The following is a 26448-nucleotide window of genomic DNA, read 5'->3' as shown; positions in this document are numbered from 1 at the left end:
TAAAAGCACTTAACAGTAAAAGCTCAAATCCTTACATTTGCACAACTAAAATAAAGCATGGCAAAGTTATTAAGTTTTGGGTTTTGGAATGCACTGGCAGGCATCATTCTCCGCAACAGACCGGCAATCATTATTCTAATTGTAGGAATTACAGTCTTTCTTGGTTTTCAATGGCAACATATGAGGTTTTCTTTTACAGAAGCTAATTTATTACCTGATGACCACGAAATCAACTTACAATATCAAAAATTCCTTGATAAATTCGGCGAAGAAGGAAATCTTATTGTAATGGCTGTTAATGACAGTTCTCTTTTTTCTCCAGAAAAATTAAAAGCATGGAACAACTTTAACAATTCTTTCAAAACACACGATGAGATAGACCTGGTTATTTCTATCGGAGACCTGCAGAAGTTAGAAAAAAAGGACAACCCTCCCCGATTCGAACTCACTCCATTTATCAAGGACTCAACCTTTACCAAGGATCAGGTTTCAGAATATAAATTCGAACTTTTTAACGAGCTTCCATTCTATCAGGGATTGGTATATAGCAAGCACTCAGAAACAGTACAAAGTGCTCTATATTTAAAAAAAGAAATTGTAAACACCAGCATCCGAAAAGTTTTTATCGAAAAAGTACTAGTTCCTAAAGTAGAAGCATTCGAAAAAAAACACAATATTGACATTAAAGTATCTGGAATGTCATATATCCGTACCATGAACTCTCAAAACATCATGGACGAGATACAAATATTTATACTTGGTGCTCTTTTAGTCACCTCTGTTATTTTCTTTTTCTTTTTCAGATCCTTCCGAGCTACTTTTATATCCATGGCTACAGTTATCATTGGAGTCATGTGGGCTTTTGGTATTCTGGGATTATTAAAATATGAAATAACTGTACTAACCGCCATTATTCCCCCTCTTGTTATTGTAATAGGGATTCCAAACTGTATTTTCCTTATTAATAAATACCAACAGGAAATCAAAAAACACGGAAACAAAGCCAAGTCCCTTCAACGTGTTATCACCAAGGTAGGAAATGCCACTCTGATGACTAACATCACTACCGCTGCCGGTTTTGCCACTTTTGCCTTAACAGAGAGTAAACTTCTGAAAGAATTTGGTATTGTCGCTTCTTTGAATATTGTTGCCTTATTTATTTTATGCTTACTGGTAATTACTGTGATCTACAGCTATATGCCTCCACCAAAAGAAAGGCATCTCAAGCATTTAGGAAAACAATGGATCGAAAGACTCGTGGATTGGATGGAACATATGGTTAAAACTCGAAGAATAACCATATATGCCTGGTCAGTAATGATTCTTATAGGAAGTATCATTGGTATTTACACCATAAAAGTTTCCGGAAGCTTACTGGAAGACATGCCAAAAGAAGCCCCTTTCTTTAAAGATATTACATTTTTCGAAAAAGAATTTGATGGTATCATGCCACTGGAGATTCTCATTGATACGAAAAGAAAGCAAGGAGTTTTAAAACTCCCAACATTAAAACGAATGGAGAAACTCAGTGAACTTATCGAAGAAACCCCTGAGTTATCAAAACCAATTTCGATTGTTAACTTGGTTAAGTATGCCAAGCAGGCATTTTATAATGGAAATCCAAAATATTATCAAATCCCAACAAGTCAGGAGCGGAATTTCATTCTACCTTATGCAAAGAGTTTTGAATCCAAAGCTGGAGTCATGAAAAGCTACATAGATTCTACCGGACAATATGCCAGAATTACTACTTTTATGAAAGATGTTGGCACAGAGGAAATGGAACGAATCGAAGCTAACCTTACTCCTAAAATAAAAAAGATATTCCCAGAAGACAGGTATGATGTTACCTTCACAGGAAAAGCATTAATATTTCAAAAAGGAACCACCTATCTTGTATGGAATCTGGTTTTTTCTTTAGGATTAGCCATTCTGCTTATCGCTTTATTTATGGCCTGGATGTTCCGCTCGTTTAAAATGATTATTATCTCCTTAATCCCCAACCTACTTCCATTATTAATGACAGCAGGATTAATGGGATTCTTAGGAGTTCCCATAAAACCTTCGACCATTCTTGTCTTTAGTATTGCTTTTGGTATTTCAGTAGATGATACGATTCATTTCCTAGCAAAATACCGACAAGAACTAAAGTCAAATCACTGGAGAATACGCAAATCAGTGTTTGGAGCCTTACGAGAAACAGGAGTCAGTATGTTTTACACATCTACTGTGTTATTCTTTGGATTCTCCGTATTTATGATTTCCAGTTTTGGAGGAACCAAAGCTCTGGGAGGACTTATCTCCATCACCCTAATATTTGCTATGCTTGCAAACCTTCTTTTACTCCCTTCTTTATTATTATCTCTAGAAAGAAGCATTGCCAATAAGAAAACATTAAAAGAGCCGAAGCTTCGCATTATTGCCAATGACGAAGAACTACCAGAACAAAAAGAAAAATAAGAAAATACATCTCTATAAAAAAGAAAGCCCCACCAAGAACTTGGTGGGACTTTTTGTAAGATAGATTACCCCAAAACCTACCTAACTAAACTTAACTTAACTTAATGCACTTATCGTCACAATTGCATATGCAATATAAATGCAGCACGCCATAAATAAAATAGTTTGAAGGGGGGAAAAATCCCCTTTTTTACATTTGGCTTTAAAAAAATGTCAAAAAAACTTTAAAAAAATTATATTATATTGACTTTCAGGACATTATAAGCGTATGACTTTTACAAAAAAGTCGTTTTTTTTATCATTTTCGTATGAAATTCTCTTTTACATTCTCTTTTTTTATCGAATCACCTTTCCAAAAAACGTCAAATCACGAGATAGAATCCATAATTAGAGAATCATAAAACCTCACTTTATTCCTTTTTAACTACACAATCTATTTATGACAATCAGATTAAAAAAATTATATTTGCTACCTTAATTTCTACCCTTCGGAATAATTATACCTTTCTGAATGCAATAGGGTAAAAAATTAAACGATATAAAAAAGAAAACTAAATACAAATGAAACACACTAAAGTAATAGAAGTACTACAAAGTGATCAACTATTACAGCCAGTTACCATAAAAGGATGGGTACGTTCATTTCGTAATGATCGATTCATAGCTGTAAATGACGGGTCCACTATAAATAATATCCAATGTGTTATTGAAGACAACACAATTAATCAAGAAATAGTGGATAGAATTAATATTGGTGCTGCAATTGCTGTTTCTGGGACATTAGTAGAAAGTGAAGGAAAAGGACAACGTGTAGAAATCCAGGTATCGGCAATAGAGATAGAAGGAGATGCCAATCCTGAAGAGGTAAAAAAAACCATCTTATCACCTAAGCGCCATAGTTTAGAAAAGCTGAGAGAACAAGCTCATTTAAGAGTACGTACAAATACATTTGGTGCCATCATGCGTCTACGATCTAAATTATCGTACGCTGTACATGACTATTTTCAGAAAAATGATTTTCACTATGTACACACACCAATAATAACAGGAAGTGATGCAGAAGGTGCTGGAGAAGCTTTTAAAGTGACCAATATGGATCTAAATAATATTCCCAAGGACGAAAATGGGAATATTGATCATAGCAAGGACTTTTTTGGGAGAGAAACCAACCTAACTGTTTCTGGACAGTTAGAAGGAGAAACGTATGCAATAGGTCTTGGACAGATATACACTTTTGGACCAACTTTCAGAGCAGAAAATTCAAACACCTCTCGTCACCTGGCAGAGTTTTGGATGATCGAACCAGAAATCGCTTTCTGTGATCTTGACGGAAACATGGATCTAGCAGAAGATTTTATAAAATACGTCATTCAATACGTATTGGACAACTGCCAGGACGATTTAGCTTTTTTAGAAAACCGTTTGGTTCAGGAGGACAAACAAAAGCCACAGGCAGAGCGCTCAGAAATGTTATTGAGAGACAAGCTTCGATTTGTATTAGATAACAATTTTAAACGTGTTAGTTACACTGAGGCAATAGAAATCTTGAAAAATTCGAAACCCAATAAAAAGAAAAAGTTCAAGTACCCAATTGAAGAATGGGGTGCTGACTTACAAAGTGAGCATGAGCGCTACCTGGTAGAAAAGCACTTTAAATGCCCGGTGATACTTTTTGACTATCCAGCGAATATCAAGGCATTCTATATGCGACTTAACGAGGACGGAAAAACAGTTCGAGCTATGGATATTCTATTCCCTGGGATTGGAGAAATTGTAGGAGGTTCTCAAAGAGAAGAAAGATTAGAAGTTCTACAGGAAAAAATGGCTGCATTAGACATCCCGGAAGAAGACTTATGGTGGTATTTAGACACCAGAAGGTTTGGAACCTGTACACATAGTGGTTTCGGTCTTGGTTTCGAACGACTCGTATTATTTGTTACAGGAATGAGCAATATTCGAGACGTAATTCCATACCCCAGAACACCACTAAGCGCGGAATTTTAATACACAGCATTAATTATTATGCTTTTTTAATAAAATCTCAGAGACCAGTCTCCTAAGAATATCTTCTTGAGTTTCCGGACTCTGAGATTTATTTTTCGCCCTCTTGATCTTATCGATATGCGGTATCTTATTAGCCTCCCCCAAAACACGCAAAACATCTTCGAAAAAATCAATTAAAACTGGCATAATAAAACGACTCCCCGGATACTTCTTCTTTATGTATAAAATCTTCTTGCTATAGGCTAAAAAAAGTTGAGGATACTTTGCAAAGCTGTACATAGCGGCAGAAAAATGCTCAAAAACCTCTTGCTTATCATTTCCGTACTGAAATTTCAATTCAGTACCTCCTACTCTTTTCATCACATATAGCAATACACTTTCTCTTATAAAATGGCTATAATCATTCTTTGAATAATAATAAATCTGCATACTGATGTTGGTGTTCACCACTACCACCTCATTCTCTATAGTTTCTTTCAGAAATTGCTGAAACATCTCTACCATTGAAGAAGGCATTAATAATCTCATTTTTGTTTGTCTGGACCGAACACTTACTGACCTGATATTATATGTTTCTGACATATTCATCATTACTAACTATTATAAATATCAGTGTAGCTGTTAGTATACATTTATAATATACAGACAGATCAATACCCAAAGAAAATAACCTACCTAACTCACTAATACATTATATCTCTTTCTATATTCATCTAACAAACATATACTTGTTCATTAAACATTATTTATAAAAGTAATTATAAAAGCAGCATTCTAAATCTCAGTTGAATTGATAATCACTATTTTATCATAACTAAATTTTATAAAATAGTTACTTCATCTTCTTCTTCATATTCAATAATTCCTGTTCGATCATCATTAATTTTTCTTCTACCCCATCAGAAAACTCAGGAATACGTCTAAAAAAAGCATAGCGAATTCTCCACAATTCCTCTATAGATCCAATAGAAAATTCCAGGTCATCTATATTCTTATGATCAGCCCTCAAGACCACATTATTTTTAGTAATGTATAATCTTCTAAAAACAATCTCTCCTTCTACTACCACAAAGACCAGGGTTCCATTATTTAATTTCTTAATTACCGAAGAAGGCACCTTCTCTCCGATCACAATATCTTTGGGAAAAAATCCTTCGTCATGAGAGGTCATCTCCAGATTAGACACTGTATATCCTCTAAATTCTTTCTCGGGGTTTAGTGGCAACTGAAGAACTGGCAATTCATTTATAAATTTTTCCTTATCAAATAAAGAAATATAATCATTCGCAGTAGCATCTGTAATACATGGGACCATCGCAAATTGTTCTCTTTTTATATCTTTTGCCTGTGTTGTAAGATCTCCTTTAAACTTTAACAATTCATTAACCGTCAACTCACTGGTCAATAAATCATCTATTTGGATGCTAAAATAATTAGCTATTTTAATAATGGTTTCTATTTTAGGCTCACTTCTTCCTTCTTCATAAGCCCCTAAAGTACCTCTTTTTAAGTCAAAAATCTCTGCAAAAGCCTGCTGACTTAATCCTTTAACACTTCTTATTTTCTTTATATTTTTTCCAAAAAATGACATTTTTGCTAATTTTATTTGCAAATACAAAAAAATATTGTACTTTTACACTAACAATATTAGCTAATATAATTCAATAATGCTAATTTTAGTAGAAATACTTTCTTATTGTATTTCTTTTCGGGGGAAAAGCTACTACGTTACTAAAATTTTTAGCATGAAAACAAAATCACTAATTAAAAACAATAAAACCAATGATTGTCATATTATGTCTTTTAGCACACAAGGCTATGGATCTCGCAGAACATTTATGTAACTTTTTGTAATATTGATACACATACTAAACATTCTACAAATAATCAATCAAACATAAATTTATGCAGAATCACTTTCAACAGGTAAAGGATTATATACTAGAACTCAACTACAACATCACGCATGAGAACCAAGGGGACGGGATCATTATGATTAGTAAAGAAAGTGAAGGTATTAGTAACCTTATCCTAGGGATTGCCACTCCCATATTAATTATAGAGCAACATGTTTTTGATATTAAAAACAAAAATGAACAGGTATACAAAAGCCTCTTACAAAAGAATCGAGACATTGTCCATGGGGCATTCGTATTAGACCAAACTGGAGAGCGCGTTATTTTCAGAGACACTCTACAAGTAGAAAACTTAGACCTTAATGAACTGGAAGGTTCCTTAAATTCACTTAGTCTTCTTTTAGGAGAATACTCTGAGCAAATTATCAATTTTTCAAAATATTAAGCTATGAACTTTTTCAAACGATTATTCAAAATTGGGGAGGCAGAAGCGCATTCCGCAATTGATAAAATGGAAGACCCTATAAAAATGACCGAACAAGGGATCAGAGATATGAAATCTGATCTGGAAAAAAGCCTGGAAGCGTTGGCGCAGGTAAAAGCCCTGGCTATTCGTTCTAAAAATGAAACCGAAGAATTCCTGGTAAAGGCACAAGATTATCAGCAAAAAGCCATGTTAATTCTAAAAAAAGCACAAAGCGGAGATATCGCAGCTACAGAAGCAGACCGGCTGGCTAAAGAAGCTTTGATCAAAAAAGAAGAATCAAGTAAGCATGCATCTCGAACTAAAGAAGAGTCCGAAAAATTTGATAAGTCTGTAGCACAACTCGAAAAAAATGTACAGGAAATCAAACAAACTATCAGCAAATACGAAAACGAGCTAAAAACATTAAAAGCCAGAGTAAAGGTTTCTAAAGCAACCAAAAACCTAAACAAGCAAATGGCTGAAATTGACAGCTCAAGTACTGTTAGTATGTTAGAACGTATGAAAGAAAAAGTAATACAGGAAGAAGCACTTGCAGAGGCATATGGAGATATTGCTAATACATCAAAGTCTATTGATGAAGAAATTGATAAAGCGATTGACCTTACCGAAGCCAATGCAGAAGATGACTTAGCCAAACTTAAAGAACAATTAGGATTCAATAAAGACAACCAGTAAACACGAACACCTTTGGACAATTTTCTCAACATCATATTTTCACCTGTAAACCTGGTATTAACGCTGTTAATGCTCCTTCTCGTTATATACTGGATATTTACCATGATTTCTGGAATTGATTTTGACCTGGATGTCGACGTAGATATAGACGCAGATATCGATACGGATTTCGAAATCGATACAGACACAAGTATAGAAGGGGGAAACCTGGATTTTGAAGATATTGCCAATACAGAAATCAATAAAGAAGATGTTATTGGCAAAAAGAGAAAACCTCTAAAATGGTGGCAAATATTATTAATTTATTTTAATTTTGTCGGACTTCCCTTCATGTTTACATTTTCTGCCTGGATATTTATCTGGTGGTTATGTACGACAATAACAACAACAATAACGCATACCTATGATCACAGTATGGGATACGTGATTTTCTTAGCAGGAATTGTTCCCTCATTACTGCTAACAAAATTCTTTACCACTCCATTTAAGAGTTTCTTTAAAAACCTGAATCAGGATGGAGATGAAGCCTATGATCTAATAGGAAGAACTGGAATATCACAATCTACTATTGCTGAAAGTAAATTAGGTACCGCAGAAATTGTAATTGACAAAAATCCAATAACAATATATATAAAATCACTTCATGGGGAGCAAATAAACTATAAGGAAAAAATACTGATTATCAAACAATCAGAAGATCACAATCACTATTTCGTACAATCATATAATGACTAAATAAATAAACCAAAAAATGTTAGAACAAATATTACCATTCATTGTAATTGGATTAGGGCTCATTCTATTTCTGATTATTGTATACTTTGCCATCATCGCAATGTTTTACAAAAAAGTGCCACAAGGGCAGGCACTTGTTCGTACCGGGTTTAAGGGAACCAAAGTAGCCACAGACAGAGGACTATACGTAGTCCCTGTATTTCACAAAGTAGAGATTATGGATATCTCTGTTAAGAAAATCCAGATAGAACGATTAGGAAATGACGGATTGGTATGTAAAGACAATATGAGAGCTGACATCAAAGTAGCTTTTTTCGTCAGAGTCAACAACGATGTGGAGTTCATTAAAAAAGTAGCACAAACCATAGGTTGTGAAAGAGCTTCTCACATCTCTACCCTAGAAGACTTATTCGAAGCAAAATTCTCTGAAGCATTAAAAACAGTTGGAAAAAAATTCCAGTTTACAGAATTATATGAAGCAAGACGTGAATTCAGAGATGAAATTGTAGATATCATCGGAACTGACCTCAACGGATATACACTAGAAGATTGTGCTATTGATTACTTAGAACAAACCCCAGTTAGTTTCCTTAAATCTGATAATATTCTCGATGCAGAAGGGATCAAGAAAATTACAGAGCTAACCGCTACTCAAAACATCAAAGCCAATCTCATCAAAAGAGATGAAGAAAAAGTAATCCGCAAACAAGATGTAGAAGCCAGAGAAGCTATCCTGGAATTAGACAAGCAGTTAGCAGAAAAAGAAGAACAGCAAAAAAGAGAAATTGCCAACATCAAGGCAAGAGAAGAAGCTGAAATGTTAAAAGTCGCTGAAGAAGAGCGTCTAAAATCTGAGACTGCCCGAATCTCAACCGAAGAAAAAGTTCAGGTTGCAGAAGAAAATAAACAACGTCAGGTAATTGTCGCTGAGAAAAACAAGCAACGTACCAATGCCGTTGAATCAGAACGAGTAGAAAAAGACAGAATGTTAGAAGCTACCGAAAGAGAGCGTATTGTGACACTGGCACAGATCGAAAAAGAAAAAGTTGTCGAAGTAGAAAAGAAAAACATTCAGGATGTAATCAGAGACCGAGTAATGCTTGAAAAAGGAGTAGTTGAAGAACAAGAGAATATGAAAGATATTCAGGCATTCAAGGGAGCTGATCGAGAAAAGCAAGTAAAAATTACGATTGCTCAGGCAGAAGCAGAAGAAGCACTGATTAAAACAATCAAAGAGGCTGAGGCTCAAAAAGAAGCAGCAAAACAAAAAGCTGAAGAAATTAATATTGAAGCACAGGCACAGAAAGAAGCTAGTGAGAAAGAAGCAGAAGCTAGAAAAACATTAGCAGAAGCACAAGCAAAAGAAGAAGCAACCATCGGAATGTCTGAAGCACAAGTGATGCATGCCAAGGCTGATGCTAACGAAAGACAAGGAATTGTAGAAGCTAGCATTATCGAAAAAACTGCCAAAGCAGAAGCGGCTGGAATAGAAGCCAAAGCAGAAGCACTTAAATCTCAAGGAATCGCAGAAGCAGAAATAATCAGAGAAAAAGCACTAGCACAAGCGACCGGAAACAAAGAAATTGCACTAGCACAAGCAGAAGGAGATAAAGAAATCGCATTAGCAGAAGCTGCCGGAATCGAACAAAAAGCCGAAGCGATGAAGAAACTAGACGGAGTTGGAAAAGAGCACGAAGAGTTCAAACTAAAATTAGAAAAAGAATTAAAAGTAGACCTTGCTCAAATCAATATCCAGAAAGAAATCGCCGATGCACAAGCACACGTAATCGCAGAAGCACTTAAAGCAGCGAATATTGATATTGTTGGAGGAGAGACAATGTTCTTTGATCAGATTATAGGACAAGTGACCAAAGCCAAAGGATTCGACAGACTGGTTCAACACTCAGACAACATTCAGGATGTAAAAGATGCGATCCTGGGAAGCGATGACATCAAAGGAAACTTATTAGACAAAGTCAAAGAGTTTGCTACGAAATACAATATCTCTACAGAAGATATTAAGAACCTGACAATTGCTAACCTACTGACAACGTTAAAGCAGAAATCAAATGACCCGTCAGAAAATGACTTGTTCAGCAACCTGCTTAATCTTGCCAAAGGAATGGGGTTATCAGATAAAAAGCTTAGATAACAGAACTTCTCTGGATGTATCCCTACAAAAACAAGGATACATCCAGAGAATCCTATGTGAACTTTACCAATGTTTTTTAACTTCTGATATCCAGATTTCAACAACTTTTCCCGATGATGGGGTACGGGGAAAGTCAAAACAGCAATATTAAAAAAGAAGTCCTTGGTATGATAAAAGCGGGTACACTACACAAGTACTCAAAAAACAACAGGTAGACAAGCATATATCCATGTTTCCATCTTGTTTTTATATACACATCATTCGTATATAATGAGGAGTTTACTAAATATATGATCAAACATATAAGCTAACCAGAAGTGACACCCCACTTATAACGATTACCATCCGATAAGACAAACATCACTTCTATACTAATTTTGATAACATCTAGCGGCAATTGCTATTATGGAAGAAAATAAAGACAATACGCATCTATCATTAGACGGGGGAACCTATGAGATTATTCAAAAGCGATTGCAATCTCAAAAAACGGAACTACAAAAACGTCTGCAAGAACTCAACACAGCGAGAAAAGATGTTTTCGGAAGCGTAGAAACCAAACTCATTGCCAATAACAGAATCAATACAGAAAACAACTGTATCGCCAGAGATATTGTTACGATTGGAAATCACTGTTTATTCGGCTATAACGTACACTTTGGACTACGAACTGAAATCACACTACAAGATGTTTTTAGTATCTACACTTACGAGGAAGATCACTTTGTAGCCCAACCCCTGACCAGCATTGAAGATGAACTCTTCATTAATGATTTTACCAATCTTTACAAATATTATAGAAATACCATTTTTTCCAAATTTGCCATCATAGGCAATTACCTACACATGGTCTTTCAATTAAGTGAGAGTACAACAGACATTAAAACATTTAAATGGCTGATCAATGAAGGAACCTTAACCTATATTGATAATCGAAGCGATCATGAGTATACCTTCCCTACACAACATGACTTTCAATGGACAGAAGTAAACAGAGATATGCACCGATACGGAACGCATTCCCATATTTCTATCATGGACAAAGTTTTTGTAGAAACGATCGGAGGAGATCTCACCATAAAAATAGAAGATAATACAGATGATGGCAAAGGAATCCTGGATGAACCTGTAGTACATGTAGATCAGACATTAGACGACGGGCAATTCAGATACGCTGACCTCGGAAACCTCATCGCTCTGGAAATAAAACCTTTTCAGGAAGCTCCTCGATATTTCGTATACAATCACAAAATACAAGAGGTTAAGAAAATCGAAAGCATTGGGGAATCCTGTATTCTCCTTCCTGATGATCAGGGAATCATTTTCCCTAATGGATATTATCTCCAATCAGGAGCTTTTAAATTATTCGGACTTTCTATCTCTGAATTAAAATTTCAAAAAAAACTAAGTTCCCCTAACGGAGAAGATTTTCTGTATATTTTCTATGAAGAAGAAAACGGGCATTATGTACTAATGTCATACAATGTCATAGAACAGGAAGTCAAAACTCCTATTGTATGTACTGGATTTACACTGTTAGAACATGGAGAACTCTGCTATTTCAAAACAGAAGATGAGCAAACCAAGCATCATGTAATTCAAATATGGCAGACTCCATTTATCCAAGGAGATGCCATTCCATCAGAACATACTGACACTCTTTTATACAAAATCGGTAATAAAGATATTGTCAAAGCAATGGCAGAGTGTAATGCCCTAATCACCTTGCTTAACAAAGAAGACAATTACGATGGTCTATACAATGATGTATCTCAAGCATCTCTGGACATTATCGATAGCTATTATTGGATTCGCGAAGAAGAAACCTGTAGACTGGATATTCCTTTAGAAGAAATCAAAAATGCCTCTAATGCAGCCATTGATGAATTCGATAAGGTAGTGCAACTACGCAAAACTGCCAAACAAAGCACCAAGGAAACACAGGAAAAAGCCGATCAGGTATTCAATAAGATAAAGAGCAGTTCTTTTAGATCTATTGATGATTTTGTACAGATACTAGCACAACTCAGAACCCTGAGAGGAGAAGTAATCAGTCTTAATGACATTCGATATGTAGATAAAACTTTTATTACAGATCTGGAAAACGCAATAGAAGAGCAAACTGAAAAAATATCTCATCGCTGTGTACAATTCTTATTAGATGATAAGGCACTACTTCCCTATCATCAACGGGTAGAAGAAAAACAAGCCGAATTAGATACTATCAAAAAGGTTATTGAGGCAAAAAAACTCGAAGAAGCCGTCAATCAAATAGCCACAGATTTAGAGATGCTTATTGATATCGTCTCCAATTTACAAATTGAAGATACCGCTCACTCTACTAAAATCATCGATAATATCTCATTAATTTTTGCGACAATTAACCAATTAAAAGCAGGAATTAAAAATGCAATAAAATCTCTTGGAAGTAGAGAAGCCAGTGCAGAATTCGCTGCTCAATTAAAGCTGGTAGACCAGAGTATTATCAATTATCTTGATATTGCACAAACACCTGAAAAAACGGATGAGTTAATGAATAAAGTTTCTGTACAACTAGAAGATCTTGAAGGGCGATTTGCAGATTTTGATCAGTTTATCACTCAGATTATTGAAAAACGAGAAGAAGTCTATAATGCTTTTGAAGCTAGAAAAAACAGCCTGATTGAAGCCAGAAACAAAAAAGCCGTTGCTTTAGAAAATGCTGCCAATCGAATCCTGAAAGGAGTAAGCAAAAAGGCATTAAGTTTTAGTAGCGTTACAGATATCAATGGGTACTTTGCCTCTGATTTAATGATCGCCAAACTAAGAGATATTATCGATCAGCTAAAAGAGCTTGATGATGTCGGAAAAGCAGAAACTATTGAAACAGCTCTAAAAGTTTCTAAAGAAGATGCTACCCGTAAGTTAAAAGACAAACAAGACCTCTATGAAGATGGAGAGAATGTAATCAAACTAGGGAAACATAAATTTGGTGTAAACAAACAGCCGCTGGACCTTACCATTGTATATAAAGATCAGCAATTACAATACCATCTGACAGGAACCGACTTCTATCAGGAGATACAGAATGAAATCTTATTGAATTCTAAAAAATATTGGGATCAGGAACTCATTTCTGAAAACAATAGTATCTACCGTGCCTGTTATTTAGCATATAAAATCTATAGGCAACAACAAACCGGTACAGCGGACCAGTTACTCAGCATGTCAGAAGAAAGCTTATTAGGACTGATAAGGGAAGAAAGCAGTAAAAATTATGCCGAAGGCTATGTAAAGGGAGTACACGATTTAGATGCTGCCAAAATATTAAAAGTACTGATTACCAAAGATCATGATCTCGGTTTATTACGATATCCTGCTACAATCAGGGCTTTTGCACAGTATTATTGGAACAACCTAGCAGAAGAGGCACAAACATACTGGAACCACCGCATCAAATCCTCGGGAGAAGTACTGCGTATATTTCCGGATAGTGAAGCATATAAAACAGTAATTCATTCGCTAACTAAGGACATAAAAGAAAGTCTGTTATTGACTTCACTTATAGATGAAATGACCATATTCGAACCGGAGATGGTTGCTTCTTACATTTTTGACGAACTAAAAAACAATGATTTCTTTTGTTATAGTCAAACAGCTCATGAGCTTTACGAAGCTTTCTGTACCACCCTGAAAAAAAAGGACATGTATTCTAAGCTATATCAAAAGTTACATGAGCCTATTCCCGAAGACATTGCACAAACCCATGCCACAGACCGGATTCAGCTTGCTCTACAGTGGGTCTCGTCTTTTATCAAAACGACAACCCCAGAAAAAGAACAATATGCACACGAGGTCGTATGCCTGTTTTTATACTTACATGAATCAAATACCAATATCATTCATGTAAGCCCTATACAAAAAATCGAAGGCTTAACAGGCAGTCATCCGACAGTTATCGAAGGGCAATTTATATTCGATTATCACCATTTCAGCAATAAACTTCAGCAATTTGCAACTATCGAAGTACCTTCATATGAAGCATATCGAAAAGCAAAACATGAGGTAACGGAGCAGTTAAAAGAAGATATAAAGCTAACGGAGTTTATGCCGAAAGTTCTTTCTTCTTTTGTCCGGAACAAATTAATAGATCAGGTTTATTTTCCTCTTTTTGGAGATAACCTCTCCAAGCAATTAGGAAGTATCGGAGATAGTAAACGTACTGATAGAATGGGAATGTTGCTTCTCATCTCTCCTCCTGGATATGGAAAAACAACCTTAATGGAGTATATGGCGAATCGTTTAGGGCTCGTCTTTATGAAAATAAACGGTCCTGCAATTGGTCATGAGGTAACTTCTGTAGATCCGATGGCCGCTACTAATGCTGCCGCAAGAGAAGAATTAAAAAAACTGAATCTCGCCTTCGAGATGGGGAACAATGTGATGTTATATCTAGACGATATTCAACACTGTAATCCTGAGTTTTTACAAAAATTCATATCCCTGGCTGACGGAACCCGGAAAATAGAAGGGGTATATAATGGTGTTCCAAAAACCTATGACCTCAGAAGTAAAAAATTCTGTGTGATCATGGCTGGAAACCCATATACCGAAAGTGGAGAGAAATTCCAGATTCCCGATATGTTAGCAAACAGAGCCGATATCTATAATCTGGGAGATATTATAGGAGATACTGCCGCCTTGTTTAAGCTTAGCTTAATAGAAAATGCGATGACTTCCAACCCGATATTACATCAGCTAAGTAATAAAAACTTTGAGGATTTGTATCGTTTCGTAGAAATCATAGAAACCGGAAATAGAGAAGGAATCGAATTACAGGGGAATTACACCAAACAGGAAACCGAAGAATATTTGGCTGTACTAGAAAAAGTTGTAACCATCCGAAACACAGTAATGCAGGTGAATGCTACGTATATTAAATCTGCTGCTATGGAGGACTCCTACCGTACAGAGCCTTCTTTCAAATTACAAGGTTCTTATAGAGATATGAACAAACTCGTCGCGAAAGTAGTACCTATTATGAACCAAAAAGAATTGGAAACACTACTTCTTTCTCATTATGAGAGCGAATCTCAAACCCTGACAAGTGCAGCAGAAGCTAACCTTCTAAAATACAAAGAGCTTACAGAAACTATTTCTACAGAAGAAATAACACGATGGAACACCATCAAGGAGACCTTTGTAAAAAACAATAAACTCAAAGGTTTTGGTAATAAGAATGAGATGGCACAAGTCTTAGCTCAGATGATGCAATTCAGTGAGCATCTCTCCGGGATACAGGACGTACTAAAAAAAGGGTTAGAAAAATAATTTCCTTTCTCTTATACAAAAAGCCCTTGTTATGCTCATAACAAGGGCTTTTATATCATCATATGTATTAATCTGGCATATCACCTGCCTCCAATGCTGCTGCCAATTCTATAATTTCTTTACAAATCATTCCATTTCTGATCACTTCAGACAGAACAACCAAAGTTGTCGGATCTCCATAAACGGCCAACCGGTCAATTACATTCGCCAAATGACTACTATCCTTTAAGGCACATTTCATTATCAGACAATCCTTTCCTGTAACACGACTACATTGAATTACTTCGGGAAACTCTTTTATATATGAAACAAAAGTAGCATGGTTCGTTTTTTGTACCTGAATAGAAATATAAGCCGAAAGGGGTAAGCCTGCTTTTTTTAAGTTAATCGTTGTGGCATACCCTTCGATAACTCCTGAATCTTCTAAACGCTGAATCCGCTCTGCTACCGCAGAGGCAGATAACCCAATCTCTCTTCCTATCACGGCATAGGGAGTCCTGGAGTTTTGCTGCAACACTTCCAGTATTTTCCAATCCAAATCATCTTTAATCATAATCCATTGTTTTTTTCCAAAAATACGCTTGCTTTTTTTGTATAACAAACCAAAAACCATGTTTTCCGTGGTGTTTTACCAGCTACTACAATTAATTTTACGCAATCAATAATCATCAAAAAAAGAAACAAATATGTTCGGTATTATTAATTATGAGGTATTTATCCTATCAGGAATATTATTAAATATTACTCCTGGAACAGATACTATGTATATTTTGAGCAGAAGTATTTCTCAAGGTAAAAAAGCAGGTTTTTTATCCGTAATGGGCATAGCTACCGGAGCGTTGTTTCACTGTATATTTACCGCCTTTGGCATTTCATTATTAATTGCTCAATCTCCGGTCGCTTTTGATATCATAAAATATGCAGGAGCCCTATACATGCTGTATTTAGGAGGACAAATTCTCTATACTGAATTCTTTACAACAAAAACCACAACAGTACAATCTGCATCTCCTATTCCTGAAGGGCGAGACATTTACTTTTCAGGGGTGCTCACCAATCTGCTGAACCCTAAAGTTGCATTGTTTTTTCTTGCCTTTTTACCTCAATTTGTAGCGACTAGTCATTCCAAAGAAGCTCTTCCTTTTGTATTGCTTGGCGCCACATTTATTACAACTGGAGTGCTGTGGTGCTTTTCTCTTGTCTTTTTTGCTTCCAAAGCATCTGATCGCATCAGAAAAAATCCGTCTATAAAAAAGAAATTAGACCTCGTAACAGCCGTTGTTTTTATCATTTTAGCAAGTAAACTTGCGTTTTTTTAATCCCCCTCTAATAGGTTACTTCCCTTTCTAAAACTCAAAAAATACAATGCGTATACTTTATCCTATGATCAAGATATAAACGTCCCGTATTATTTCTGAAGAAATTTACCTTTTAGGTATCCAACAACGTACTTTCTTCTTATATACTTCATATTCATCTCCAAACCTATTCTTCATATCTTTCTCTTCTATCTGACGAACTACCCATGGCCATAGAACCGCACCAAGTATTCCTTCAAAGATACTATATCTACTTTGCTTTATAGGTTTTCTCCTAAAACGGTAAATAAGTTTTTCTTCAAAAAACAGACTGCTCTGTGTTTCTTTCACTCATATACTCATAATACGAATACTCAATAAATAAAACGTTAGTCATAAACCCTCTTATAAAACTTCAGATATTCTTTCCAGCTGGTGTTCTTTTGTAAAGGATAGAATCCCTTCAATAAATGTATCCGGATCATCTTCCTGAACATAAGTCATTGCCTTATCAACTGCTATAAAAGTAGCATTTGGGAAAATAGATGCTATCCTTTTACCCAATTCAACAGGAAATAATACTGTATCATCCATTCCCCAAAGCAGCAACACAGGTTTTTTAAAATCTTTTAATTTTTCCGCCGCGTTTAGTGTATATTTTGGATCCCAGCCCAAGGCCAATTGTTTAAAATTTTCTCGTATGTGCTTATTTTCAGAAAAGTTCTTTACATAATATTCATAAAGTTCTTCCTTTGTCAACTGATGCGATAACAGCCCAAATGCCATATCCCATTTTAGCGATGGTTTGTAGGAAAACAACTTAGCCATAATCCACATATATCCCGGAACTTTCACCATTGTTTTTAGTGATGCAAACTTTTTAGGAGGAAAAACTTCAAACCCTTCGCAATTACTCAAGACAAGCGCAATTACTTTTTGAGGACATTGTGCTGCAAAAACCTGAGCATATGCTCCTCCTGTATCATTAGCTATCAAGATAGTTTTATTTATAGAAAGTGCTTCCAATACTGCTGAGATAATATCAGCAACTCCCTCCGGATCAAGGTTCATGTTATTTGTTACCGGGATTTTATGTCCCCCTAATGACCATTCCGGAATGATACACCGAAAATGACTCGCGAGTGCAGGAATTACCTTCCTCCAGGTATTTCCACTCGAAAATGCTCCATGAATAAACAACATTGGAATCCCCTGACCAACCTCTTTATATTCCAGTATATTTTCCCCAATTTTAATTTCTTTCTTAATCGTATTCCCCATATGTTACTGTTTTTACAACAATTATAAGCACAAAAACACCTTATGGTTTTTTATGAAATAACAATAAATTAATTAAAAATGAAGTCATATCATCTCTTTTTAGTATGATTTGCAATTGTATACTTTCTTTCTGATAATTTATACATCGGGATGATAGAAATAAAAAAAGCAACCTCAACCAAAAACATCCATCCTCCTAAAAAGCGGCACTTTGATCAGAGAAAAACGCAAAAAACAAACACTCAGAACAAACGATTGTGCAAAATTGCTAATAATTTGCAAAAAGTAGCTTATTATTTGTTATTTTTATTCCCTTGCTCTAAAAAGAACACTTGTGTCGACCGGATGTTTTTTATTGGAACAAGGTCATTTCTGCAGGTATAAATCACCTTAGAATATGATGATCGGAAACAGGCTTCAACATATAAAAGCCCTTCCAAAACAATATAAAACCAATACCTCTTATCCCGTATTCGTATGAAAGAGATCAAACACACTACCGAAGCTTATATCTATAAGAATATTGATATGCTTCCGCAGGAAGACCAAGTATTAATGAACAACGCTATAGAAGCCAAAAACAAAGCATATGCTCCTTACTCCAAGTTTTCAGTAGGTGCTGCTTTGTTATTGGAAAATGGTCAAATTATTCTGGGAAATAACCAAGAAAATGCTGCCTATCCATCTGGCATGTGCGCAGAACGTGTTGCCATCTGGAAAGCAGGATCTGATTTTCCCGGAGTAACCATAAAAAAACTAGCCATCGTTGCCAGTTCTTCGACATATGTAGTGAATAAACCTATTAGCCCATGTGGAGCCTGCCGACAGACATTATCTGAATATGAAATCAATCAAAACTCAGCTATCGAAATTTTGTTTATGGGAGCCGTAGGAGAAGTGTATAAAGTGGATTCTATCATATCCTTATTACCTTTTTCATTTGACAGCTCTTTTGTATAACAGAAAATCTCCTATGTCTTTATAAACAAATAAGAGGTTCTCGTAAAAGAAATCGACAACCTCAACCAGCTCTCCGGATGTTATAGCAGAATTTAGAATATTAATTTCAAGGTTCCCTGAATATTACAGCTAGGTTTATTGAGGAAACCTCCTTATTGCGCATCCCTCATTATCTCCTGACACATCCTCTGGATATCAGAGGGACCGGGCATATATAATCCTGTATTTACCTATCTTCAAAAACTGCTTTATTTAAACTTCATTCTATAAATAACACAACCTATTCCTATTTTGTTTTTTTATTGTTATTCTTCTAAAAACTGAAATTCATCTTTCTCAAAAAAAGATAAGCAACTACAAATAAATTAAATAAAAAATAAGACACAACCCCATAAAATTAATACTGGGATAATCCACTTGAATTATTTTCCTATAACCTTTGCATATATTTTTTTATATATTTACTACACCCTTTTTAGTCAATTTTATGTCAAATTCCGATGTTTTATTACTTGAACGTTTAAGCCAAAACGATGCTTCGGCAATGACAGAACTGTATAATCGGTATTGGAAACTACTATACAGTTCCTCTTATAATGTTCTTCGGAATAAAGCGCTTTGTGAGGACATCACTCAAGAAGTTTTCGTAGACGTATGGAACAACCGAAAAAAAATAGAAATAACCACTTCATTAAAATCGTATTTATACGCCTGTACTCGTTATAAAGTTTTTGCTCAGCTTAAGAAAAACAACAAATATATCCACCTTCCATACATCAACAAACTAGATAACAGATCTCTAAATGTTTCTACTGATTCTGCATTACTGCACAAAGAATTATCTGAACAAATCAATACCATCATTGAGTCCCTTCCCGAAAAATGTCGAAATGTTTTTCGGTTAAGTCGTGTAGAACAGATGAGTTATAAAGAGATTTCTCATAAACTTAACATTTCTACAAAAACCGTAGAGAATCATATATCCAAAGCGCTACAAATTATTAGAGCCTCTAAAAAAAACACCTGGTACTCTACAATCACTCTATGGCTCTTACATCAAACATTTTGATTTACACTTTTCTCAAAAAAAAAGAAGTTTCAAGTAGGGGTACTTTCTTTTTTTAAACACTACTCTATTATACCGCTCATAATAAACTATGAAATCTATTTAAAAAATGGATGATAAACATTTTTTATTCTTGCTAGAGAAATATCTCGCAAAAAAGGCAACTCCTGAGGAGGAGCAAATCCTGATGGACTATTACGAAAGTTTTCAGGAAAAAGCTTTATGGAATGAACAGATCGAATCAGAAGACGAAATAAAAAAAAGAATATATTCTAAAATAAAAAATCAAATACAGCAGGACGAAAATAGCATTCGCATAAATAACCTTCTGAAATATGCTGCTGTTTTCATAGGCTTGATAGGAAGTCTATATTTTTTTAAAAACACCATTATCAATTTAGCAACTTCTTCGAATACTGATAGCCTAATTAGCAAAAGGGACCATATCACCCTTACACTTGACAATGGGAAAATAGAAACACTTTCAGAAGATGGAATTCATAAGATAGTGGATACGGATGGCAATGTCATTGGAGAAAAGAAAGGGAATGAAATAAAATATTTTAAAAATAAAAAAGCCACCAATACTGCATATAACAAGTTATCTATTCCTTTCGGTAAACGTCTCAACTTAGTCTTATCTGATGGAACAAAGGTAAAACTAAACTCAGGAAGTACTATTAGTTATCCGACACAGTTTTCCGACAAAGAAACAAGACATGTTTCGATCCAGGGAGAAGCGTATTTTGATGTTGTCAAAGATCCCTCCCGCCCTTTTATTGTTGACGCTAACCAAATTCACATAAAAGTACTTGGAACTCAATTTAATGTATCACATTATGGGACATCCCCTGACATCCAAACAGTTTTAGTAGAAGGAGCTATTGAATTATACAATACCCCAAAAACGGCTATTTCTTCTACCCGTGTTAAACTTACCCCTGGACAAAAGGGAAGCTGGAATAAAACCGCAAAAAAAATAATTGTTGACAGCGTTGATGTTCAACCTTATATAGCATGGATACAAGGAAAATTAGTCTTTAAAAAAATGTCTTTTATACACATTGCAGAGACGCTAGAAAGGCATTTTGATATACAAATAAAGAATGACTATCCATTACTGAATCACCAAATTTATTCTGCCTCTTTTAATGGAGAAACCATAGAGGAAATTCTAAAAACCTTTAGCGAAGACACCCCTTTTTCATTTACAAGAAAAGGAAATATTATATCAATCACTAAATAACTATTATCAAAAACACTATGCCTATGACATAAAAATCAATCCCACAACAGATCATTAATTAAAAAGTGAATCCAGAGAATGTTGGAGCATTTCTGGATTCGGTTAATGATTTAATCGAAATGGTGAAAATCAAAAAAATCAAAACAAAAGTATGAAAAAATTAGACTTAGATAGGTTCTTCTATCGAATACTATTATCCAATTTTGACCTGAAAATGAAGCTAACAACACTCTTATTAATAATTTCTCTTTTTCAGATTAAAGCAAACACATATTCTCAAGACAAGCGCATTTCATTAAAAATGAGCAATGTCAAACTAGAAACTATTCTTACCAAAATAGAGTCAATCTCAGCATATAGTTTCTTGTATAACCATAAGAAAATTGACGTAAACAAAGTTCTTTCTGTTCATGCCAAGAATCAAAAGATATCGAATGTCCTAAAAAAATTATTTTCAGGTACGGATATTTATATGGTGTATCGAAAACATCAAATTATTCTAAAGAAAAAACCTTCCATTCCATCAAAACAAGTAAAAAAGGAGCCGAAGGCAGAAGAACCTCAAGAACACATCTTAGAAGGTAGTGTATATGACCAAAATGGAGTTCCATTACCTGGTGCCAATATTATTGAAAAAGGAACTACTAATGGAACACAAACAGATTTTGATGGAAATTTTACGATTATACTGAAGCATCCCAATCCAATTCTTCACATTTCGTATCTCGGGTTTATTTCCAAAGAAGTTAATATAACGGATCAAACCCAGCTAAAAATTACACTACAGGAAGATTCTGATAAGCTTGATGAAGTAGTAGTTGTTGGGTACGGAACCCAAAGTAAACGAAGAGTAACCGGGTCTATTTCCAGCATAGATGTAATAGAGACCGAAAAAGCAGGTTTTTTAGCTACTGATGATGTTTTACAAGGTCGTGTTCCCGGAGTTCAGATAGCATCTACGTCCGGAACCCCTGGGGGGCAACAAAGGATTAATATCCGAGGAATCGGATCCTTGCAAGGAAACAACCTGCCTCTGATCGTTATCGATGGAATCCCAATCAATAATACAGACCCTTCGTCACTTAATGATCAGGTTTTTGGTACTGTTAATAGTCAGAGTCCATTAGCGCTATTGAATCCTAATGATATCGAAAGTATTGATATCTTAAAAGATGCTGCATCAACTTCTATATATGGTTCCAGAGGAACCAATGGGGTCATTATCATTAGTACCAAAAAAGGAAAACAGGGAAAGGCCAAAGTAAACTTTTCTACCTATGCCGGAATTCAGCATGCTCCTCAAAAAATTCACACTGCGAATACGGCACTTTGGTTAGAAGTTAATAATGAGGCCAGAAATAATTTTAATACCGATCAAGGACTGACTTCTGGTGATTCCGGTTTTTTATCTCCGCTTTCAAATCCTTTATCCCCAGGTCAAACAGAATATGACTGGACAGCAGGAATTACAAATTCAAGTGCGCTCATCCAAGATCACAACCTCTCCATCCACGGAGGAAATGATAAAACCAGATTTTATACTTCGCTTGGGTATTTTAATCAGGAAGGCTGGTTCAAAAAAAGTGAATTCGGAAGGTATTCTACAAAACTTACAATCGAACACAAGTTTAATGCTAAAGCCAAATTCGGAGCCAATATAATAGGTAATCACAGTATTAATAACAGGGTAGCCAGTCATGAAGGAGGTCTACGATTATTGGTTCGGTCTTTAGAACAGCGACCTGCTGATCAACCTTATCACCCCGACGGAAGCTATAATATTGGGGGATCTGCTACATTAACCCGACATAACGGAGTACAGGTTATCAATGAACAAGATTCTAAATACAAAACCTATAGAGGTATTGTAACCGTTTTTGGAGAATTCAAACCTTTCGAAGGGTTTAGTTACACCCCTTCATTTAATCTCGATTATGGTACATATCATGATAATACTTACCGATCTCCCTTACATCCCCGAGGTAGAAATGTAAATGGTCAGGTATTTGATTCGAGAAATATATTAACCAATATTCTGGTAGAAAATCTTTTTAACTACCATAAAAACTGGGAAGACCTTGAATTAAAAGCTACTGTAGCTCATTCGTTCCAAAAACAAGTAATCGAATCTTCATTAATCGATGCGAGAAACTTCCCCTCTCCTTCATTTACTGCAATTTCATCAGCAGCCACTCAGTTTGCATTTGGGGCTAAGTCCGAAAATGCACTGGATTCATATTTGGGACGAGTTTCTTTTACTTTTAAAGATCGATATTTATTAGACACATCTTTTAGACGGGATGGTTCTTCGAGATTTGCTGATGGAAAAAGATATGGAAATTTCCCTTCTGTCTCCACAGGATGGATTCTTTCCAACGAACCTTTTCTAGAAGAAAACTCATGGGTCAGCTTCTTAAAACTAAGAGCTTCTTATGGAGTCACCGGAAGTACTAGTAGTATCGGTAATTATAATTCTTTGGCACTTGTTTCCGGAGGAGCAGACTACCTGGGCAATAGCGGTCTTACAGCAAACCAATTAGCCAATCCTAATCTAACCTGGGAGCAAGCCCGTTCGACAAATATCGGGTTAAATCTTCATCTTTTTGATAGTAGAATCAAAGTAACAATGGATTATTATACCAGGGATACTGATGACTTATTATACGATCGTCCTGTACATGGAACCTCCGGATTTACAACCTTTTCTGAAAATATTGGAAGTATGACCAATGAAGGGTTTGAACTAGGAATAAATACGTCTATTATAAATACTGATTCTTTTTCATGGAATCTGGATTTCAATATCTCTACAGCCAAGAATGAACTTACGTCACTCCTAAGCGAAAAACCCATTCCATTAGGATATAATGTTTTAAAAACAGGAGAAGCTATCGGGTCAATTTATCTCCTAAAACAAATAGGAATTTATCAGTCTGATAGTGACGTTCCTTCTTCATTAGCCGCAAATGGTGTACGAGCAGGAGATGTTATCTATGAAGATATTAACAATGACGGTCTGATTAATGCCAGTGATCGACAAATTGTAGGAAATGCTTTTCCCGATGCTTTTGGAGGTATCAATAATAGTTTTAAATATAAAAATATTGATCTATCTATATTTTCCAGTTTTTCAATAGGAAATGACATCTATGCTGCCTGGCGGTCAGGAGGCTTTCTGGCAGGTGGAGCTGCTGGATCTATCAGAGTTGGTGGAGGAGTCGATGGATTAGGATTCTCACAGTTTGGTATGTTGAGAAGTACGGCTCAAAACAGATGGACCGGTCCCGGAACGAGTAACACAACTCCCAGAGCAATTGCCAGTGGAACAGGTGCTGCTTTTCATAATAATCAAGCATCATCAAGATGGGTTGAAGATGGTTCTTTTTTCAGAATAAAAAACATCACATTAGGATATTCATTACCCGATACCCTTATAAAAAAATTATCTGTGGATAATTTTAGAATCTACACTACCGGAACAAACTTATTTACTTTTACGAAATACTCCGGATATGATCCCGAAGCTTCAGATAGTTCTGACCCTAGAACATTTGGCGCAGATTTCTTGACAGCTCCCCCGTTAAGAACAGTAATATTAGGGTTAACTATAAACTTTTAAATTTTGGGAATCATGAAATTATATAAAAAATACAGTCTGTTTTATATCTTATTCATCATGCTATTAACAGCATCGTGTTCTAATGAATTAAACTTATTTCCTGAAGAGAGTATCGACCCATCTCAATTAACTGCTTCAGATTTACCACAACTGATAAATGGAGTATATAATAAATCTACTATTGGCATTGGTAACAGGTTTATTGATTTTGATTTGTTAGCACATCACTTTGAAGCAACTCCTCTATTTGCAGGAGATGATGTAAATTATATACGAAACAGACTAAACCCAACACAAACAGAAAGCTGGTGGATAGAACTTTATGAAGCCATCTTCAGTGCTAATTTAGCACTGGAAGTCATCGATAACTTAGAAGGTGATTTCAAAACAGAAGAAGCAACTGCTTTGTATTTCAGGGCACTGTCGTATTACTATCTGGTCACACGATTTGGTGGAGTGCCATTAATATCTAAAAACACCACTGAAATTGTTCAGAGAGGTACAATTGATAGCACCTGGGATTTTATCATTTCTGATCTGACCAATGCGCTCCCTTTAGCCGATGATTTTAGCAATCAAAATTTTGTTTCTAAAGAAGCCATTCAAGCTTTGCTCGCAAGAGTATATATAGCAACAGGGAATCACTCAGAAGCATTGATCATGGCAGAAAATGTTATATCCTCTTCTTCTGGTCAATTTTCATTGGCTACAGATTTTGCCTCCATTTTTAGTATAAATGGAAACAAAGAAGTTATCTTTTCTTTAGGTAATACGCCTGTTGAACTCGTAAGACAATACGTAGTATTTAATCCTAATGATCATCCCATATCAGGATCTCAACAGTTTGCTCCTACCGATATTATATTCAACCAGTTGTTTTCGGATCAAGACTTAAGAAAAAATGCATCTATTACGACATTCAACAGCCAGAATATTGTAAATAAGTATTCCGAAAGCAGAAATATGCCGGTGGTCGTGAGCAGAATGGCAGAAATGTACTTAATTAGTGCAGAAGCACAAGGGTTCCCATCTGGAATGGCTCGATTGAACCAACTAAGAAATATCAGAGGATTAGCATCTCATACGACCATTACCGATCAGGAAGGATTTATCGATGCAATCCTTGACGAAAGACAAAAGGAGTTTTATGCAGAAGGTTTTTATTGGTATGATTTAGTCCGGACCAATAAAGCATTAGAGCGACTGGAGAATGTAACCGAACAAAATCAGTTATTGCTCCCTATTCCCCAACGAGAAATAGATCTAACCGGAATTAAGCAAAATCCAGGTTATTAATTT

Annotated in this window: 18 protein-coding genes; 13 read left to right on the top strand and 5 right to left on the bottom strand. The window is 35.5% G+C overall.

The window, feature by feature from the left end:
- Positions 1–57: 57 nt before the first annotated feature.
- Both ACFSTE_RS07675 and asnS read left to right on the top strand, forming a co-directional pair.
- Positions 58–2460 carry an efflux RND transporter permease subunit gene (locus ACFSTE_RS07675; protein ID WP_176028623.1) on the top strand — a complete coding sequence of 801 codons (2403 nt, stop codon included), beginning with the start codon at positions 58–60 and terminating at the stop codon, positions 2458–2460.
- Between the two features lie 561 nt (positions 2461–3021).
- Positions 3022–4464: an asparagine--tRNA ligase gene (gene asnS, locus ACFSTE_RS07670; protein WP_378257236.1), complete on the top strand. Its 1443-nt coding sequence runs from the start codon at positions 3022–3024 to the stop codon at positions 4462–4464.
- Positions 4465–4473: 9 nt separating this feature from the next.
- On the opposite strand, the gene ACFSTE_RS07665 is transcribed toward asnS, so the two are convergent.
- Positions 4474–5055, bottom strand: a complete 582-nt coding sequence (locus tag ACFSTE_RS07665) for a hypothetical protein (RefSeq protein ID WP_378257238.1) — start codon at positions 5053–5055, stop codon at positions 4474–4476.
- Between the two features lie 241 nt (positions 5056–5296).
- Entirely contained in the window at positions 5297–6055 is a 759-nt protein-coding gene (locus ACFSTE_RS07660) for a helix-turn-helix domain-containing protein (RefSeq protein WP_176028620.1), read from the bottom strand.
- A gap of 314 nt (positions 6056–6369) precedes the next feature.
- Between ACFSTE_RS07660 and ACFSTE_RS07655 the strand changes: the two genes are divergently transcribed.
- The 5 genes from ACFSTE_RS07655 (at position 6370) to ACFSTE_RS07635 (ending at position 15679) form a co-directional block, all read left to right on the top strand.
- Positions 6370–6765: a YbjN domain-containing protein gene (locus ACFSTE_RS07655; protein ID WP_176028619.1), complete on the top strand. Its 396-nt coding sequence runs from the start codon at positions 6370–6372 to the stop codon at positions 6763–6765.
- Between the two features lie 3 nt (positions 6766–6768).
- Positions 6769–7482: a PspA/IM30 family protein gene (locus tag ACFSTE_RS07650; RefSeq protein ID WP_176028618.1), complete on the top strand. Its 714-nt coding sequence runs from the start codon at positions 6769–6771 to the stop codon at positions 7480–7482.
- 12 nt (positions 7483–7494) lie between these two features.
- Positions 7495–8217 (top strand): hypothetical protein, encoded by a 723-nt coding sequence (locus ACFSTE_RS07645; protein ID WP_254884121.1) that lies wholly within the window; start codon positions 7495–7497, stop codon positions 8215–8217.
- Between the two features lie 16 nt (positions 8218–8233).
- Positions 8234–10369: a flotillin family protein gene (locus ACFSTE_RS07640; protein WP_378257241.1), complete on the top strand. Its 2136-nt coding sequence runs from the start codon at positions 8234–8236 to the stop codon at positions 10367–10369.
- A gap of 405 nt (positions 10370–10774) precedes the next feature.
- Positions 10775–15679, top strand: coding sequence for a DNA repair ATPase (locus tag ACFSTE_RS07635; protein ID WP_378257243.1), 4905 nt, complete (start codon positions 10775–10777; stop codon positions 15677–15679).
- Between the two features lie 67 nt (positions 15680–15746).
- On the opposite strand, the gene ACFSTE_RS07630 is transcribed toward ACFSTE_RS07635, so the two are convergent.
- Positions 15747–16232, bottom strand: coding sequence for an Lrp/AsnC family transcriptional regulator (locus tag ACFSTE_RS07630; protein WP_378298050.1), 486 nt, complete (start codon positions 16230–16232; stop codon positions 15747–15749).
- 133 nt (positions 16233–16365) lie between these two features.
- Here ACFSTE_RS07630 and ACFSTE_RS07625 point away from each other — a divergent pair, with 133 nt between their 5' ends.
- Positions 16366–16998 (top strand): LysE family translocator, encoded by a 633-nt coding sequence (locus ACFSTE_RS07625; protein ID WP_176028614.1) that lies wholly within the window; start codon positions 16366–16368, stop codon positions 16996–16998.
- Between the two features lie 105 nt (positions 16999–17103).
- Here ACFSTE_RS07625 and ACFSTE_RS07620 read toward each other — a convergent pair whose 3' ends face one another.
- Both ACFSTE_RS07620 and ACFSTE_RS07615 read right to left on the bottom strand, forming a co-directional pair.
- Positions 17104–17328, bottom strand: coding sequence for a methyltransferase family protein (locus tag ACFSTE_RS07620; protein ID WP_378257248.1), 225 nt, complete (start codon positions 17326–17328; stop codon positions 17104–17106).
- Positions 17329–17382: 54 nt separating this feature from the next.
- A complete protein-coding gene (locus tag ACFSTE_RS07615) occupies positions 17383–18258 on the bottom strand; it encodes an alpha/beta fold hydrolase (protein WP_378257250.1) in 876 nt (291 codons plus the stop codon).
- 477 nt (positions 18259–18735) lie between these two features.
- Between ACFSTE_RS07615 and cdd the strand changes: the two genes are divergently transcribed.
- From cdd to ACFSTE_RS07590, 5 genes are all read left to right on the top strand, one after another.
- A complete protein-coding gene (gene cdd, locus ACFSTE_RS07610) occupies positions 18736–19218 on the top strand; it encodes a cytidine deaminase (protein WP_176028611.1) in 483 nt (160 codons plus the stop codon).
- Between the two features lie 487 nt (positions 19219–19705).
- Entirely contained in the window at positions 19706–20287 is a 582-nt protein-coding gene (locus tag ACFSTE_RS07605; protein ID WP_176028610.1) for an RNA polymerase sigma factor, read from the top strand.
- Between the two features lie 106 nt (positions 20288–20393).
- Positions 20394–21530: a FecR family protein gene (locus tag ACFSTE_RS07600; protein ID WP_378257255.1), complete on the top strand. Its 1137-nt coding sequence runs from the start codon at positions 20394–20396 to the stop codon at positions 21528–21530.
- Positions 21531–21681: 151 nt separating this feature from the next.
- Positions 21682–25149, top strand: a complete 3468-nt coding sequence (locus ACFSTE_RS07595; RefSeq protein WP_378257257.1) for a TonB-dependent receptor — start codon at positions 21682–21684, stop codon at positions 25147–25149.
- A gap of 12 nt (positions 25150–25161) precedes the next feature.
- Positions 25162–26445 carry a RagB/SusD family nutrient uptake outer membrane protein gene (locus ACFSTE_RS07590; RefSeq protein WP_378257259.1) on the top strand — a complete coding sequence of 428 codons (1284 nt, stop codon included), beginning with the start codon at positions 25162–25164 and terminating at the stop codon, positions 26443–26445.
- Positions 26446–26448 lie beyond the last annotated feature (3 nt).

Source organism: Aquimarina hainanensis, assembly GCF_042684685.1.
Classification (GTDB): Bacteria; Bacteroidota; Bacteroidia; order Flavobacteriales; family Flavobacteriaceae; genus Aquimarina; species Aquimarina hainanensis.
Note: the sequence above shows the minus strand (reverse complement) of the source record. Positions and strands in the feature narration are given on the sequence as shown.